At 38.9% G+C, this 17,979-nt stretch carries 12 protein-coding genes; 11 read left to right on the top strand and 1 reads right to left on the bottom strand.

The genetic code is table 11. The features are described 5' to 3' along the window. The first annotated feature begins 68 nt into the window (after window positions 1-68). The 11 genes from H8706_RS10460 to H8706_RS10410 all read left to right on the top strand — a co-directional run bounded on the left by H8706_RS10460 (window position 69) and on the right by H8706_RS10410 (window position 17,216). The gene (locus tag H8706_RS10460) at window positions 69-2,909 is read left to right on the top strand and encodes an S-layer homology domain-containing protein (protein WP_262432585.1); all 2,841 of its coding nucleotides are present in this window, start codon (window positions 69-71) and stop codon (window positions 2,907-2,909) included. A gap of 299 nt (window positions 2,910-3,208) precedes the next feature. Next, on the top strand, window positions 3,209-4,333 hold the full coding sequence (locus H8706_RS10455) for an S-layer homology domain-containing protein (protein WP_262432584.1): 1,125 nt from the start codon (window positions 3,209-3,211) through the stop codon (window positions 4,331-4,333). 343 nt (window positions 4,334-4,676) lie between these two features. After that, the gene (locus tag H8706_RS10450) at window positions 4,677-5,054 is read left to right on the top strand and encodes a BlaI/MecI/CopY family transcriptional regulator (RefSeq protein ID WP_262432583.1); all 378 of its coding nucleotides are present in this window, start codon (window positions 4,677-4,679) and stop codon (window positions 5,052-5,054) included. Then, window positions 5,051-7,186: a M56 family metallopeptidase gene (locus H8706_RS10445; protein WP_262432582.1), complete on the top strand. Its 2,136-nt coding sequence runs from the start codon at window positions 5,051-5,053 to the stop codon at window positions 7,184-7,186. The genes H8706_RS10450 and H8706_RS10445 overlap by 4 nt, the downstream gene beginning before the upstream one ends. A gap of 268 nt (window positions 7,187-7,454) precedes the next feature. Beyond that, a complete protein-coding gene (locus H8706_RS10440) occupies window positions 7,455-8,495 on the top strand; it encodes an S-layer homology domain-containing protein (RefSeq protein WP_262432581.1) in 1,041 nt (346 codons plus the stop codon). Window positions 8,496-8,520: 25 nt separating this feature from the next. Then, window positions 8,521-9,555, top strand: a complete 1,035-nt coding sequence (locus H8706_RS10435; RefSeq protein ID WP_262432580.1) for an S-layer homology domain-containing protein — start codon at window positions 8,521-8,523, stop codon at window positions 9,553-9,555. A gap of 58 nt (window positions 9,556-9,613) precedes the next feature. Next, window positions 9,614-9,871 carry a hypothetical protein gene (locus H8706_RS10430; protein ID WP_262432579.1) on the top strand — a complete coding sequence of 86 codons (258 nt, stop codon included), beginning with the start codon at window positions 9,614-9,616 and terminating at the stop codon, window positions 9,869-9,871. A 282-nt stretch (window positions 9,872-10,153) separates the two neighbouring features. Next, on the top strand, window positions 10,154-10,525 hold the full coding sequence (locus H8706_RS10425) for a hypothetical protein (RefSeq protein WP_262432578.1): 372 nt from the start codon (window positions 10,154-10,156) through the stop codon (window positions 10,523-10,525). Window positions 10,526-10,830: 305 nt separating this feature from the next. Further along, a complete protein-coding gene (locus H8706_RS10420) occupies window positions 10,831-14,697 on the top strand; it encodes a hypothetical protein (RefSeq protein ID WP_262432577.1) in 3,867 nt (1,288 codons plus the stop codon). A gap of 11 nt (window positions 14,698-14,708) precedes the next feature. Further along, entirely contained in the window at window positions 14,709-16,868 is a 2,160-nt protein-coding gene (locus H8706_RS10415; RefSeq protein WP_262432576.1) for a copper amine oxidase N-terminal domain-containing protein, read from the top strand. Between the two features lie 75 nt (window positions 16,869-16,943). Then, window positions 16,944-17,216: an HU family DNA-binding protein gene (locus tag H8706_RS10410; protein ID WP_262432575.1), complete on the top strand. Its 273-nt coding sequence runs from the start codon at window positions 16,944-16,946 to the stop codon at window positions 17,214-17,216. A gap of 340 nt (window positions 17,217-17,556) precedes the next feature. On the opposite strand, the gene H8706_RS10405 is transcribed toward H8706_RS10410, so the two are convergent. Continuing rightward, window positions 17,557-17,979 (bottom strand): IS3 family transposase (locus H8706_RS10405; RefSeq protein ID WP_262432574.1); only part of this gene is annotated, 423 nt, incomplete at its 5' end.

Raw genomic sequence — 17,979 nt, 5'->3', positions numbered from 1 at the left:
GGTATAATAAAATTGAGTATATTTATAGTATATACTTTCAAAAATCCATTATATAAGGAGGCATGAAGATGTATCATGTAAAAAGAAAGCTTTTGGCAATCGTACTGTCCCTGATTATGGTCTTTTCACTCGTTCCGTCAAACCTTGCGTTTGCGGCGGAGGGCGCATATATCCATAATCCGATGGATAATCCGAAGACTGCGGCGGATATTATTGAGGATCCGGCTGCGGTTTACGGCTACCGTCCGAACCCCGATTCGGTGCGGCTGGGCGAGTTTGCAAACGCGATTGACTGGACGGATGAGAAACAGGTTGCCGAAGCAAGGGAGCAACGTGCTGCGTACCACGCCAAAAATGAAGAGTTGTACAAAATGATTGACAAACTGTCGGCGGAGGGCAAAACCACCGAGGAGATTGCACGCACGGTCAGCAAGCGCAGAAATGAATTGCGACTTGAGGCATATAACGGAGATCCGGAGGGTCTTGCGAGGGTAAAGAAAAGTAATCTTGACACCTACGGAAACGAAAATGGTCCGACGGCGGATTCGCTTTATGAAAAATACGGCTCGTGGCAGACGGTGCTTGAAAAAGCATTAAGCACAAATGCCGGTATGGACGCATGCCTCGGCTTTTACGATACATATTACTCTTTATACGGCGCAGAGCCGGCTGAAAAGAAATATTTCGGGAAGTTTTCCATGCCTCAGACGAATTTTAACGATATAAAATATGAAAGATTCGGCATGGCGGAGTTTGACAAAAATATATCTGAGATCCTTAAAATCAATTTAAAGCCCTATACAGAGGAAAACGCGAAAGCAATGAAGGGCTTGCTTGAAACTTTATCGGAACAGTATTGGGATTCGGTATCAAGGTATGCTCTTGCACAGATTGACGTGTGGAAACACAATTCCGAGGAGAATATTGCTGAGCTGGAAAAAGCTTTCAATATCGTAAGCGAAGCGGAAAAAAATTATACCCGTATGTATACCGAGCTTGCGGAAGGAAAATACAGATCCGTGCCGGCGAAGCTTTTCGGCAGCGAGGATGAATTTGAGGCTTTTCTCGACAGTAACGGTTCAGATAAATACTATGAGCTTGTCGCAGAAGAGCAAAAGCTCATCAGTGATTTTACGGCAAATATCTACGGCAATAATACCGTTATATCCGATAGCGGCGAGAAGCTTAATATAAGCGATATTACAGCTAAGATGAATGCGGCGGATGAAGCAATGAAAAACGGCGGCGATACCGACGCGCTGCAGGCGGAACTTGAAATGCTGGAAAATAAATATCTGGAATATACCAAGAAAAACAATATTATTTTGGGAGAAATCTATTCCAAATTAGTAAAGGTAAGAGATAAAATTGCCGGGGAAACAGTGTATGAGAATTATGCCGAATACGCCTATGAGATCGGTTACACCAGAGATTATACCGTTGCCGAAGCACAAAGCTTTTCCGGTTATGTTAAAAAACATATAGTCCACTTATTTGAAAAGGTCGGCGATGCAATCGCCAATCTGGATACAAGATATTTATCCATGACGGATGAGGAAATCCTTGAGGAATTAAAATTCTGCTTTGCGGATGTGAGCGGTGAGATGTCGGACGCATTTATGTATATGCTGGATAAGAATATGTATGACATTACCTATTCGGAGGATAAATATCCTTCCTATGCGGCAACGATTTATCTTTATAATCTGGGAACTCCGTTTTTGTTTGCAAGCCCGTCAGAGGATAATGCAGGTCAACTCGGCACGGTTATTCATGAATTTGGGCATTTTAACACAATGCTTTATGATCCGGTAAATCAGGAAAATAATATAGGTACGTTTGACGCAACAAATATGGATACCGCAGAGGTTAATTCACTCGGTCTTGAAACACTTATGACAAACTATTACAACCGCTTTTACGGCAAAGACGAAAACGCATATACTCTTTCTTTAATTTATTATTTGCTTGGGAATGTTATTGACGGATGCGTTATAAACGAGTTTGAGCTTGCCGCAATCAAAAATCCGAATATGAGTGTTGACGAACTGAACCGCACATACAGAAAAATAGGCGAAAGCTACGGAATGACCTTTATGACGGATGATGAGATGGCATACGGATGGGTACGGACACAGCATATATTCACGCAACCGTTTTATTACATAAGTTATGCGACAAGTTCAATGGCGGCTCTTGACATCTGGTCCGGAATTGACGATTTTGATGTGGCAAAGGATCGATATTTAAAATTCTGTGCGCTCGGCGATCATATTCCGTTCAAGGAAGCTCTTTCCGAAGTCGGTATTCACAATGTTTTTGAAGAAAAATGTTCAATCATTCTTGCGGAACAGATTACCGAAGAATTCGGATTCGATTATGAAGATGTTAAGCATGATGAATGGTATTACAACGCAGTGTTCTTTTCTCTGCCGTATGTGGATGGGTTATCGGATGTTGAGTACGGTATAAACCAAAATGCCTCAAGAGGGATTATAGCAACGGGAATTGCGGGACTGTGCCGCGGTGAAAATGTCGAATCAAAAGCGAAATTCACCGATATTCCAGCGAATAACAAAGTATATATCAACTGGGCATACGATAACGGCATTATTTACGGGTATGACGACACGCTTTTCGGATATTCGGATGATGTAACGCGTGAACAGGCGGTTGTTATGCTATACCGTTGCGCAGAATTTCTTGGTACAGACAATAGCGAGGCATCGTCACAAATCATTTATACGGATGCGGATGCCGTTTCCGACTGGGCTGTCGAAGCAGTCAGCTGGGCAAGCAGCATAGGTATAATACGGGGATATGAAGACGGCACTTTCAAACCATTCAACAATGTTACCAAAGCAGAATTTGCACAAATGTTATATGCCTTTGCCGATGTTGTTCACTAAATCGGTTTAAATTATTAGAATGATACCGAAAATCGCAGACAAGAGTTGATTCGCTTCTGTCTGCGATTTTTTATACAATCCGCCGAAAAGGCTGCTGAAAGGTTGAAAATGCACAAAAAATGTTGTATAATATTATTAAGAATAAATTATTGGGAATCCTGTTATGAGAAGCGTAAAGAACAACTGTAAATCAAAATATATAGACTATGAATGGCTGATAATTAAGTTTGATAACGGAATTGTAATTGATTATGATTTTGATTTGACTTAATTTCTAACAAAAGAAAGGGGCAAAAGCAATGAAAAAACTGTTATCAATTATTTTAACAATTACAATTATTTGCTCTGCGGCAATAGCTGCATTTGCAGAGCAAGCATACTCTGATGAAAAATGTTCCGAATGGGCATATTACTACATTAAAGACGCAGAATCCCCTCTGTATAACATAATGCCGCAGGAAATGTACGGCGGCGATTTTACAGCGTCTGTTACACGGCAAGAATTTTGTGAGCTTATATACAATACGGTCGGTTATATGAACGGTGTTACAAATGTTTCGGATGAAATCGGAAAATCAACGCCGATTTACCCCAAATTTTCGGGAAAGACATCACCGTTTGAAGATACAAACAGCGAGTATATTTTAGCTCTGTATGAAAGCGGAATAATTAAGGGCAAAACCGAAAAAACCTTTTGCCCGTCGGATTATCTGACAAGAGAGGAAACAGCTCTCATTATAAGCCGCGCTGCCCAATATTGCAATTTGAAAAAGCTGCCGTATAAATTGCCTTTTAATGATACTTATTCTCTAACAGATGAATCATCGGACGCAATAAAATCCGTCTGCGGAATGGGAATTATGAACGGAACGGGCGAAAATCATTTTTCACCTTCAGAAACGCTTTCAAAGGAACAGGCGGCTGCAATCGCAATGCGGCTTATAAATTGCATTGCACATCACAGCGAAATCAACACGGAACTATCCTGTTATTTTAATTTAATGCAGATGTGGATTGAGGACAAAGATGGCAATGTGATTTTTATACTTCCGATGTACTGGGCAACATATGATTACCGCATTGATTACGGTTACAGCGGTTGGGATTTCTTTGAACACAACAAAAAGACTGTGATTGCCGTATTCGGCAGCGATGCACCGCAAACAGAAGCACATACGGAGTTTTACGAACTTCCGAGCGGAAATAAAATTCTTGAACTTCCGAGAAAGGCGGGATATTTTCTTGGCATTACAGAGGACGGAAAGTATATTATAACCTATGATATAACAAAACCCGCCGAGTTTGGATCGTGGGGTGAAACAGTCTATGGTGTTTACGACTTTAACGGTGCGGAAATACTTCCGCCGATTTATAGCCGGGATGAATTACATAAAGCCGGTTATATTGATTATGACAATAAATAATGCTCGGTAATTAAAAGAGCATAATCATAACCGAAAACAAATCCGGCAGGGTTATTCCTTGTCGGATTTGTTTTTAAAAAGCAGTAAATTATACGCTGACATACCGTACGGCAGAGCCTGCATACAGCCTCAAAACCGACTGCGCCGGCAACTTTTGTTATTGTGATATGCGCCGATAAACAGCGCATTGCTCACACAGGCTATGTATTTATATATTCCGAACAGTTTTATGTGTCAAGACTTAGTTAAAATTTATAAATTCATCAAAAGGTCTTGACAAACTATGTCTAATGTGGTAGACCATATATGTCGACAACAGTAGATTATATTGGAGGTATGCCTTATGAAACATATAAACATAGGTGAAGCAGAGCTTGAAATTATGAAGGTTGTATGGAAAGCAGATGAGCCGATAGGTTCAACGGCAATCGGAAAATCCGTTGAAGAAAAGGGCTGGAAGCGCACAACAATCGCTACATTTCTTGCAAGGCTTGTTGAAAAAGGCGCATTGTCTGCCGAAAGACGGGGTAAGGCGTGGTATTACACGCCGATTTTAACGGCAAAGGAATATAAAAAATCGCAGGTAAGAAATCTTATTAAAAATCTGTTTGACGGCTCAGCCGAAAATTTGGTTGCCGCACTTTTTGAGGAGGAGCAGTTTTCGGAAAAGGATATACAAGAGCTGAAAGCGATTTTTGAGAAAAAGGAGGGGTTAACTTGATTGGTGAATTATTTAAAGCTCTTTTAATCACATCACTTGCCGGCTCTGCCCTTGCAGCTGTTATCAGCATTTTCCGACCGATAACGAAAAAGCTTTTCGGATATTCGTGGCATTATTACATATGGCTGTGCGTACTTTTTGTAATGCTTATGCCGGTGCGGTTTAATGTAAATACAATGCCTGCGCCGAACATTACAACACAAACGATACAGACACAACAAGAGGCTGTCAGTGAACAACCCGAAACAACCGAAAATGTTGTGCAGACAGCCCCTACTCAAAAGCCGCAGCTTTTACAAAGAGCAACAGTTATATGGGATAGGATAATTTATAACCGAATGAATATTTTAGCGTATTTATGGCTTACCGGCACTATAGCTTTAATGCTCTTAAATGTTGTACGCTATGTAAGGCTGAATATTAAGATACGCAAAACCGGCGAGGTTATATACTGCCCCGAAACAAGGGAGTACACCGACAGAAGAATCAATGTTCGGGTATGGGAAAATGTTGCGTCACCGTTTATAACAGGTATTTTCAGACCAACGCTGATTTTACCGAAAACGGAGTTATCAGGCGAACAGTTACACAACATACTCCGTCACGAAATAACGCATTTTAAGCGGCACGATATTTTATATAAATGGTTTGCAGAGCTTGTAAAATGTATTCATTGGTTTAACCCTATCTCGTGGTATGTTTCAAAGCAAATCGCATCCGAGTGTGAAATATCCTGCGATATGGCGGTTACAAAAAATATGACGGGCAGCGAGGAAATGAGCTATATAAACACAATTCTTTCCCTGCTTCCGACAGGAAAATCCAAACAGCTTCCGCTTACCACACAAATGGCAAGCAGTAAAAAATTTTTGAAAAGGAGATTTGCTATGATTAAAAATAAGAAAACAACAAGCAGATTTATGTCGGTCATATCCGCTGTTATTGCCGCCATTATGCTTTCAACAACGGTATTTGCAAGCGGCGTATTATCGGATTTGACGACTGATGATTACACGATTGAAATTTTGAATAACGGCGAAAAAATTGAACTTAAGAACAAACCCTTTATCGAAAACGGCGAGGTATATGTTCCGCTTAGAGAAACGCTTGAAAAGCTTGGTTTTGACAAAAGCAACAGTAATATTGTCTGGAAAGATGGGAAAGTAGGTCTTTCACTTGTCCAAACAAACGGAAACGCAGGAGCGTATTGCATCAAAATAGGTCATCATGGAGTTTGGTGCTCACAGGAATCAACCGTATTAGATGACACTGCATTAGATTATATCATAGATAATTCTCGTGGTTATATTGATGGGCCAAACAGCGTTCCGCATATTTTGAAAAATTCATTTACATATATTTCGATTGAATATTTCGATTACATCGTATATCGTTTTTTAAATGTCCGTGATGAAAATAATGAACTTTATAAAATCACGTATAATACATATGACAAAAGCGGAAATATAATTGATTACAGCGGTTTTTATCATATCGTTATGGGAGAGTATACGATTAAAATTCCTGAAAGCTGGGAAGGAAAATACTACATTCATTCCGGAAATAACGCCGTGAACTTTGTGCAAAAAGCAACATACGATAAATACGGAGAAGGCAGCGGCACGCTGTTCAAAATTGAAAAAACACGTGCGGACAATGCAGATGAAATATTAAATATGCTGGGCGGAAGCCGACTGCTTTACAAAGATGATCTGTATGCGTATATTTTTGAAGTTCCGACCGATGTTCAATATCCGACATGGGAAGGCAGAGATGAAAACGATATTGAAATTGCAGCTGAATATGAAAAAATGTTCAAAGATGTTGCACAGATTGCCGGCAGCTTTCGTGATGAATCAAACGCAGAGCATCTTTCTTATGAAGAAATGAAGAAGCTTCAAGCGGAAGTTGATATCGGACATTTTCCATGGCGGCTTGACCCTAATGCTGTCATTTTAGAATTTATGGACAAACAAGGTCTTTCGGGCGGAAAGATAACAGCTCTTGCCGGCGCTGAAACAGTTTCAGCCACTTATGTATGCAATAACATTGAATACGAGATTGAGTTATACAGACCGATATACAAATGGGAACAGGGAATTTTGGTTGTAAAAAATTTTTTAAAGAAATAACAACTGTCATTTGATACAGTAAATACCCAAAATCAACAGATAGAAAAAAATTTAATCTGATAAATTGTAACGGGGAAAAGGCATTTTCCCCGTTCCCCTTTTGCGTACCTGATATTCTGTATCAAAACAAGTTTGACTCAGAATATCAGGTGTGAATTTATTTGTGCATATAAACAAATTTGGCGAAAATATATTTACAGAATACTATATATATGTTATAATTATTATGCCATAGTATACGACTTTTTAATGAAAGGAAGTGTGTAAATTGGAGAAATTACTTTGCTTTTTAATGATTACCGCTATGATTTTGACGACAACGCTTTGTGCTGTAAACGCAGACAACGGCATGTCGGAATGGGCGGCAGCCGAAATCGAAGAAGCCGTCGAGCTTGGGATCGTTGCGGAAGATTTGCAAAAGGATTATCAGAAAAACATCACAAGAGAAGAATTTGCCGTAACTGCCATGATGTTTGTCGCTTATCAAAACAATATGGATTTTGGCGATATGCAGTATTTATATATAAACGGCGGGAGCTTGTCGAAAGTGTCGGAGGACGAGATCACTATGTTTGACGATCTTGCCGACTCCGAATATGGAAATTACATTATAACGGCGGCGGCAATGGGGATTGTAAAGGGAAAGGGAAATAATCTTTTCGATCCGTTTTCTCCGATCACAAGAGAAGAAGCCGCCGTGATGCTGAGCAGGGTTTACACCATGTACGCAAGCGACAAACCCGCACCCGAAAGCGAGGTTGCAGACATAGCGGATTCGGACAGCGTTTCCGATTGGGCAAGGGATTCCGTGAAAAAGGTTTATGCACTGAATATTATGCAGGGTATGCCCAACGGCACTTTTGCCCCGAAAAATCCCTACACCCGCGAGCAATGCTATGCAACGTTTGTAAGACTGTGCAAAAAAGCCGGTATAAAAAGCCGCTATCACGGAGACAATCTTTGCTTTTGGTCGTATGATGAATTGCTCGCGAGGGTCAAAGGACAGGTAAATTATGATGACATATACCATTGCGAAAACGATTTTTGTTCGGTCGAAGTCGGATTTGCGTCGGCTTTTTTCTCGGGCAGAAGCGGCTTTTGGATCGTTTATAAAAACGGCGGAAGAAAAGATTTAATGGGACAGTTCGGAAAAATCAGTCCCTACAAATTCAATAAAGAGTCTTTCAAATTCAGCGATGACGGAAAATCCTTGTATTGCTCGTGGAGCAATATGACCGATGGCATTGAGGAAAAGCGAGAATATCGGATCGACTTGGAAAAAGCAACGCTTAAAAAAATCAACCGATAAACTTTAAGAAATGAGGAATGTTATAATGAAATCAAAAGTTGTGGCGGTTTATTTTCTTTCAATATTTTTGCTTTGTTCTGTGTTGACCGCTGTAAATGCAGACAACGGATATACCATAAAAGATTATATTGCAAATTATTATTCGGAAATTTATCGGGAAGATACAGAGGTTGCGTTTGATAAAATAACAATTCAGGACACGAACAGAAAAAACGAATTATGGGTATTGACCGGGAATTTATCGGAATATAATATATTTAATAACAAAATTGAGAAAGTAGAAAATCCTTATGTTATACAGACGGCGGAAAGATATTATATTACATTGCAAAGCACAGCAGGCAACTATCTGTATCTTTGCATAACCAAAAACGGCGAAATGTTTTTCGGTCGGTATGCCGATTATAACAAGCCTAATTATTGCGAATATATAGTTGCGGAATCCGCCGCCGTATCAAATGAACTATCTCAAATATGTCAAACCGGCATAAACGGCTATATAAATCAAAATGCAGCTGAGGGTATTCCCAAATGTTCGGAATGGGCGCTGGGCTATGTGACAAAAGCTGCGGAAAAATCTTTTATTCCGACTATTTTGCTGGAATTAAATTTTTCCGAAAGCGCTAAAAGAATAGACTTCTGCCGTATGGCTTACAGAATGTTGAATGAAAAAGAGCAGATAAATGTAATCGAACGCACTCACCCGTTTACCGATGTTGACAAAGACGAGAGAGAATTGGCATATTTATATGAAAACGGTATTATAAAAGGGAAATCGGCAACGGAATTTTATCCGAACGATTCTATTTCACGGGAAGAAGCTGCAACTATCCTCGATAGGCTGTTTAAGTTCATTTATAAAACGGATGCAGACAACTCCGATAAAGAAAAATTGTACGCTGATGATAATACAATCAGTGATTGGGCTAAAAACAGCGTATATTCAATGAAAACACATAAAATAATGATTGGCGTAGACAACGATTCATTTTCGCCGAAAACACCTTTTTCGCTGGAACAAACCGTTGTTACATTGGTAAGAATTTACGAATATAAGTAAAACTGCAACTATTTTGCACTGTTGCAGATACTATCTTTAAATCGGAGGTGAAAAGGCAATGAAAAAAATATGGGTTTTAACTTTCATCGTATCAGCAGTAACATCAACGATTGTATATGCCGGCGGTTACAGTTTTCACGACGGCGTTTACAGAGGCGAAAAATGGGAGTTTGATTTCGGTAAGCCAAAGAAAAATTATATAACAATCATACCGAAAGACATCCCTAAATCAAGAGTACACGGCAACGGATATATTGTGCGTGATACAAGCCCCGAAAAACCATACGACATAATATTATTATCCGATCAGAAATAATTTTCAAAAATGGCTATACTATAAAACTCAAAAAATATCGTGATACCTGTTTTGTGTATCACGATATTTTTTATGTGTGTAGAAAACGAAAACTGCATTTTTGGGCAAGGTAATATTAACCATTACCTTGCCCGTTTTGACCTCTGAAAACCCTTGTTTTATGCGACAAAAAAGCTTAAAATGTCAACACATATCTTTAATCATTCTAACAATATCTCAAATTGCCGTTTCTATAAAAATTTTCGTATTCCACCTCAATAAACGAATGACACAATCAATCATGTGGGGAACAGGTGCAAATATGCACCGGACAGTGAAATACCGTCAAAGACTATGGTAGTTATCATAACAGACGGCTACAAAAATGCGAGCCGTGAGTTTGGCTTAAACAAAGTAAAACAGATGATAGAGAATCAAAAAGAAAAATATAATTGGGAGTTCTTATTCATGGGGGCAAATATAGACGCAGTGCAGACGGCAGGGATATTCGGTATAAATGCCGACAGAGCGGTAACATATCAGCCGGATTCTGTCGAAACAAGAACGAATTTCGATGCAGTGAGTGAAACGGTGGCTTGTATGAGAGCCGAGCGCCTGATTGATAGATCGTGGAAAGACAGAATCGAAAATTATATGAAAAAGAAACAAAAATAATTATTAAAAACAGGGTATGTCGGATTGTCAAAAATGTTTCATGAATTATTGTGCATATCAACGAAATGAGGCCGCTTGTATTGAAAAAACGCCCAAAATGTGGTATAATATAAGTGCTATAAAAACGGTGGGGAGCAATGCATATAGGTCGGTAGGCAATTGAATATGGAGGGCGCAAGTATGATAGAACCTGTTTATTTGTGGCAAAAGGGTAGTTGATGCAGTGAGAGTTGCATAATATCCTTTTGCCTTTTTCATTACACTTCAAAATTTTACATAAGCGAACAAAGAAGGAGGGGATAACTATGCAAAGAATAAATAAGCTTGTTTCGATATTTATTGCGATTTGTTTAATGACGGCAATCGGCATAAATAACGGTATGATTTCGGTTGCGTTGGCAGATGCACCGGAGCAAAGTGAAACTGTGAAAATAAACAATAATGTAATTGATAATTCCGAGCTTAATGTTCGGGTTGTTAAGCAAATTGACGGTGAACAGACAACGATTTTCAAAGGAAAGCTTAAGGACTATGATAACGGTGCGTGGATACATATGGATTTTTCCGATACACAGTTTGCAGCTATTTTTATCTGGGACGATATAAATGATGAAATGGTATATATAATTCCTGCTTCGGCAGAGGTCATAAATGACGGCGAAAATATAAGTGCTGATACAACAAAAATAATGTCTGTCGAAGCAAGCGATGAAAGTGAAGATTATAGGATTAAACAAGCTATTATAAAAAACAGCAACGATGTCATCATTCATGATTGCACGACAAACGGAAAGTTAGATAGTGTTACACTTGTAAAAAACACAAGTGAAAATAAGTCTGCAAAATTGTATGCAGCTTTATATAACGGCAGTGTGCTTGAAAATTTGAAAATAGTAGATGTGCCGGGGAACGGAACTGCAGGCAGTGAAATTGTTTGTGATGTTAATCTGCCGTTTGAAACCATTACCGAAAATCATCATGTCAGAATTATGCTGTGGGATGGCGATAACAGTATGCGTCCTTTGGTTGATCCGTATGATACAAACATAATTATAACAGATTATGTGTACAGTAATACAATTCAGACGGTAAATCAGACTGATGAATATTCATTCTCTGTCCCGGCAGATGGCTATTACAGAATCAGTTTTGACGGAAACAGTGGAATAACCGCATCACTTTTTCATAGCAGCAGTTCGGAAAGCAGTATAGCATCTTTGACATCATCTTATATGGAATGTTCACTTGCGGCTGACGAGATGTATAAGCTTAAAGTAACCGGAACACGCATGGGTGTATATAATTTTAAAATAGAAAGAATAGCTGTTCCGTCAGGGAATGTATTACAAGTGGGAGTAGGCAAAGATAAGACCATATCTCACGAGTACGGAATTGAAACATTCACTTTTACACCAACGCAGACGGCAACATATAATTTGTATATCAGCAGTGATAAGATATATCCGACCATAAAGATTATAAACAGTTCAGATAATGAAATTGTATATGAAGATAATCTGACATACAAAAGTAATGTATCTACAGGAGCTGAATTGACAGCGAATGAGGTATATACCATAAAAATAAAATCGAGAAAAGACTATACCGGTGATTTTAGTATAAAAGCAAGAATGGGTAAGGCTGTTTTGGCATCGGACGGAACAGTGAATATTACAGGAAAATTTAATACTGCATCAAATGAGAGATTAGGAATAATTGCTCTTAATCCGAACGGTTCTGTAGAATACATAGCACAAGCTAAGAGCGGTGCAAACGGCAATATATCAACAGAAGTGAAAATAGACCAAACAAAATCCGGGACACATTCAATAGTCATTAACTCAGCAAATTCGGATTTGGGAATGGTATTAGATGTAAATGTCGGAAACAATATAAGCGAAAAGGATTATGATTTTTGGACGGAAGCGGACATATCGGGGCTTAGTGCATCAATCTCATACAGTGCGTCTAAGCTGACGGCCTCTTCGGAGATAACATCAGCTGCCGAGATAAGCAACACAAGCAGTTCAGAAAAGGTTATAACGGTGTTTAATATTATATATGATTCAGCAGAAAATATTGTTGAAACATCGTCTGTTTCAGACTCTGTTAAAGCTAATTCAACAAGAAAGATTGAAAAACAAAAGAAAATGCCGGATACGGTTACGGGATATAAATGGAAAACGTTTGTGTGGCTCGGAAACGGAAACTATCGGAATTCAATGCGACCAATATGTGCATCAAAAGAAATTAATACATCAGGTACAACGACCACCGCCGCCGAAGCAGAAAACGCATCTATGACTGATGAAATTTCCGAAGAATATATTGAAAGAGAGTTCACATTGAATGGACAGACGAAAAAATTAGATACAAGCGAAATTGCCGGTAAGCTTGATTTGAGCGGGAGTGCGACTGCTTCAAATGAAGATGTTGAATATAACGGAGCAGGGGTAGAATACAGTTATAAGATAAAACACAACGGTGTGTATAACAGCACAATTTTACCCGGAACGAATGAGATAGAGTTTTATTTTAAAAACACTAATTCAAAAGAGGTAAGCTTTATTCCGTATGTGTGGCTGGTATCAATCAATAACGATACATTAGATGAAAAATACATACAGTTAGGCGATTACATTACTTTGGCGCCGGGTGAAGGAACAACAACGCCGTGGATTCACAGCATGGTGCTTGAAGATGACTATAATTTGCAACTGCTATATGGAGATATGCTTGATTTATTGTTTCATATGGACTTTAAGGGAATTATCCGATTTATACCTTATGTTGATGCAATAGCGCCGCTGGTCTTCAATAAGGCCGGAAACGGAAAATTTATATATTGTAATAATCCGGAGGCAATCGATGAAGAAAAATTGTCAGATAATCCGTCAACACCACAGTTGTTGCTAAGTGAAAAAGCGGCGGGAGAGGGCAGTTATTCGCTTATGGCTGAACATAATAATCAGGTTCCGCAAGAAGTGTATTTAGATGTGCAGTTTTTCAGCGGAAATTATGCGAAGATAAAAATAAATGCGTTGGGAGTTCAAAGACCGGACGGAGTGAGCTGGGCCTGCGCCGAAGCATATTCTGATTATATGCAATTGAATTTTGCTGCATCAGCAGGCTATGAAGTCTCATATTTTAGCAATGATAATGCGGAATTTGAACTAAATGCATCTAAGCCAACGGTGTGGCTGAGTGATCTTTACGAATCAATTTATTCAAAGAGTTATCCGACATTGCCTGCAAAGAAAGGAAATTATTACAGATGTGTGTATATTATAGTTGACTTTGAAATTATTTCAGGAGCAGCTGATATAAATATAGCAGCATATAGAAACAGAGCAAGTCATAGCGACTATTGTGATGAAGGTACTTATTATTGGGATCGGATGCATAAGGGAATATCGGATAGCCTGCCGAGAGTGACAAGTAATCTGGTACTGACATTTAATGATGACATTGCCGATGGCACGGCAGTTCCGTTTAAAGTATTCAACTCATACAATCCGTATGGGTATCAAACTGATTTTTGGGTTACAAATCTGAATCCGCAATCAGATGCGTGGGTGAACGATGAGTGTGCAGAGAGTGATATGCTGGACTTTGTATATAACGATGGTAAAAAGTCGTGGTATTTCGGCAATTCTGTTCCTGAAAGCAAGAAAGACTATAACTGGCATTTTGATACAATCCACGGGGATTACAAATATCCGGTTATAGGAAAGACGTGGATTGGTGACAGCAGTAATGGATATTGGGGATATAATGCCTCAACTGAAATTCCAAGTAATCATATTCCGAATGATGTTCTTACATTATCGCCGGCACAAAGTAATACTGAAATTACAAGCTTTGATTTGGCGTGCAGCTTGGGAAATTACAGTGTACAAACAGTGTATAACCTGGTATTAATCAACCTTGGAACAAGGACAAGACGGTTTGAATATTGGCTGAATACAAATTCAAATAATATGATTTATGTGCATAAAGACAGCGGCGATATAACGGAGTATTTCGCAAAGGGAGAGAATAACGGAGATCAAAGAATGACATATATGGATGTTGCGCCGACATCCGTAGAGTATATAACAATCATGGAGATTTTACCGACAGGTAATGCGGGCGGAATGAAGAACAGATTTATAATAACATCAGCAAATTAAGGAGGGGTACTGTGAATAATTTGATAAGAAAACTGTTTTCAATGCTGTTATGTATAGGAATATTGGGCGCAAATAATGTTTTTGCGGAAAACATATATCCGTCTTATACATATACAAGAACGGATTCGGGAAAGTTATTTTATGATATTGCTGTTGGAACGACAACAAGTGTAGCGGTAGGAAAAAATGGACGAATATATTATGATGCCTTCGGTAATTGGAAACCGGCAGAGCTTGATTCCTTTGATGATTTTTACTATGTATTTTTTACAGGTGACAAGTTTGTGGCACTTGGAAAACATTCAGTGATTTCTTCGATAGACGGACAAACTTGGACTGTTATAAAAAACGACGGAATATCGTCCGACGGACTTGTTACTTACTCAAATGGTATGTTTATGATTGAAAAATCTGACGGAATATATACTACAGCTGATTTTCAGGAATATAGTAAGCTGAGTTCTGCAGGTTCAAGATTAAATATAGTTCAATCATCTATACAAATTCCAAAACTCATGATTGATGCAGCGGATACAGATAGTAACCTAAAGTATTACTATGATATGATTTTTGGAAATAACGAAATAGATACGAGAACATTTGACAAGAAACTTGCACTGTTTATAAATTTATGCGGAGTAAATACAAATCTGTTGCCGACCAAGCCGGAAAGTATTGAATATATAGAAGTGTCAGACGACACGATAGTTATATATTATATCAAAAACTTTACTTTAATTAAAGCTGCAACAAGTGACTTTGAAACTTGGAGTGAAACTGAAATTGTGTTGCCTGAGCAAAATGAACATTTGAGCAGTATTGCAATCGGAAAAATAAATGACAAGTATATTTTTGCATATGATACAAATGAATCGTCTCGAATAAACGAAATATATAAAAGAAAGAAATATGTTACATCAACAGAGTTGGGTACATTTGATGATTTTGCAATATCAGATATTCGAGGGGATATTTGCGAAAAAGGCGGAAAGGTATTTATAATAACAGCAACAGGAATTTACAGTGTGGATAATGGGAATGTCATAACTGCTGTTTCAGAAGAGAATATCCTGACAGAAAAAACAGCAGTTATAGATACAGACAGATATAGCTTTATGTGGAAACGTGATAACAACATAAAGCTATATTGGAACAAAACCGGCGAATGGACAGAAATAACCGATGCGGACGGCTTTATAACGAGCCATTATATTGACAGCAATGCTAATTATCAGATTTTGTGGATTGGCGACCGATATATAATCAGACCTACAGATTACGATAACGGATATAATCCGACCGGAGCAAAGGGTGAAATTCATATTTATGATGAGAACTTTAATTATGTGAACACTGTAAATTTGGATAACTACATCTTGCAGATGTCTTTTGTGGATGGAAAGTGCTATGTGTTATTGGATAATAATACAGTTATGTATTCGGCGGATTTTGAGAGTTGGACGGCATTGGAAGACAGTGAGTTACCTATGACGAATGGCAGCACACAGATATATAAAACACTAACAAAATCAAGTCAAGGATACGACTATATTCACGAAATCAAGTCGATAGTCAATCAAAATGTAAAGAAAGAGCTTTTGTATGAAAATTGGAAAGGAAACAAGGTGGCTCTTGAATCCGGTGAATATTTAAGGTATGACGATACCACAGTTTCCTTATCTGATGACGGGGTATACTGGAAAGATATATCATTGCCAATCGGTATTGATAAGATTCGTCAGGTGCGTGTTGATGGTTCGGGTATAACTGTTGTTACTCCGGAAATTGAGCTGAAATATTCAATGGATAGTGTTGCAGAAGACATCGTAAAAACATATGTAGAAATAGACGGAAAAATACTCGGTTTTGATACACCTCCCGTTACCGAATCTGACAGAACTCTCGTTCCGCTGAGATTTATATTTGAAACAATGGGAGCTGATGTTGATTGGGATGCCGGTACGCAAACGGCAATTGTCACCGGAAATAACACTTCTATAAGGTTTTCAATCGATAATGTTACAGCGACAATTAATGGCGCGGCAAAAACAATGGATGTTCCGGCTCGCCTCATAAACGATAAAACTCTTGTTCCGCTGCGATTTTTAAGTGAAGAACTTGGCTTTGATGTTCGGTGGGACGAAAATACACGGACGGCAACAATTAAATAATAAGGAATTGTTGTGTTTGCCGACAAGATGTGGTATAATAATATTTAATTTGCAGGAAAGGTAGGTGTTTTGAAAATGAATAGAACAGAATTAGTAGCTGCAATGGCAGAGAAAGCAGGCGTATCAAAGAAAGATGCAGACAACATATTGAAAGCATTTATTGATACGGTTGAAAGTGCCGTTAAAGCGGATGACAAGGTTCAGCTTGTGGGATTCGGCACATTTGAGTCTCGTGAAAGAGCGGCTCGTGAAGGCAAAAATCCGAGAACGGGCGAGAAAATCACGATAGCGGCTTCAAAAGTCCCGGCATTTAAGGCCGGTAAAGCATTTAAGGACTTGCTTAAATAAAATCCGGTTGAGGCGGTTAATGCAAATTGATCGCCTTTTTTCTTTGTGAACAATATACACAGAGTATTTTGGCAGAAGTGAAGTGCAAAGATTTGCCAAGAGAGGCGGTCAGCAAAGCAATTACTTATTGCACAGACAGTGTGCCATCCCAGTAAAAATAGACACAAAAAAGCTCCAAAAAACGAAATGAATCGCAGTATTTCGTTAATTTACGCAAACCGACCGCATTTATTCCACGGTTTGCTTGACAATGAGTAGCCGGTATGATGCACCGGCGAAAGAACGAAGTAGCCCAAAGGCAATTCGCCCGGCATAAGCCTATCATACCGGCTACTCATTGTCAAGCAACTTTCGCAGCATAAATGCTAAGCATGTGCTCATACGCAAGCGGCGAAAGCCAATTAAGTGTCGATTGAGGCCGCACAGAATTGTAATATGCTTCGATATAAGCAAATATATCAGCCTGTGCTTCAGACCTTGTTTTGTAGTGCTTGTGATGAACGAGTTCACACTTTAGACAGCTGAAAAAGTTTTCTGCTACGGCATTATCATACGGATCACCCTTTCCTGACATACTTTGCGTAATATTATATTCAGCTAGTATTTCACGGTAACCGGAGGATGCATACTGAACACCGCGGTCACTGTGAAAAATCAGGCCGTTTTGAGGTCTTTGACGATTTACGGCCATTTTAAGCGCAGAGACTGTGAGATTGGTGTCAATGCGGCTTGAAAAGGCATAGCCTACAATCTTCTTAAGGCA

Origin of the sequence: Qingrenia yutianensis (assembly GCF_014385105.1) — a bacterium.
Classification (GTDB): Bacteria; Bacillota; Clostridia; order UMGS1810; family UMGS1810; genus Qingrenia; species Qingrenia yutianensis.
Note: the sequence above shows the minus strand (reverse complement) of the source record. Positions and strands in the feature narration are given on the sequence as shown.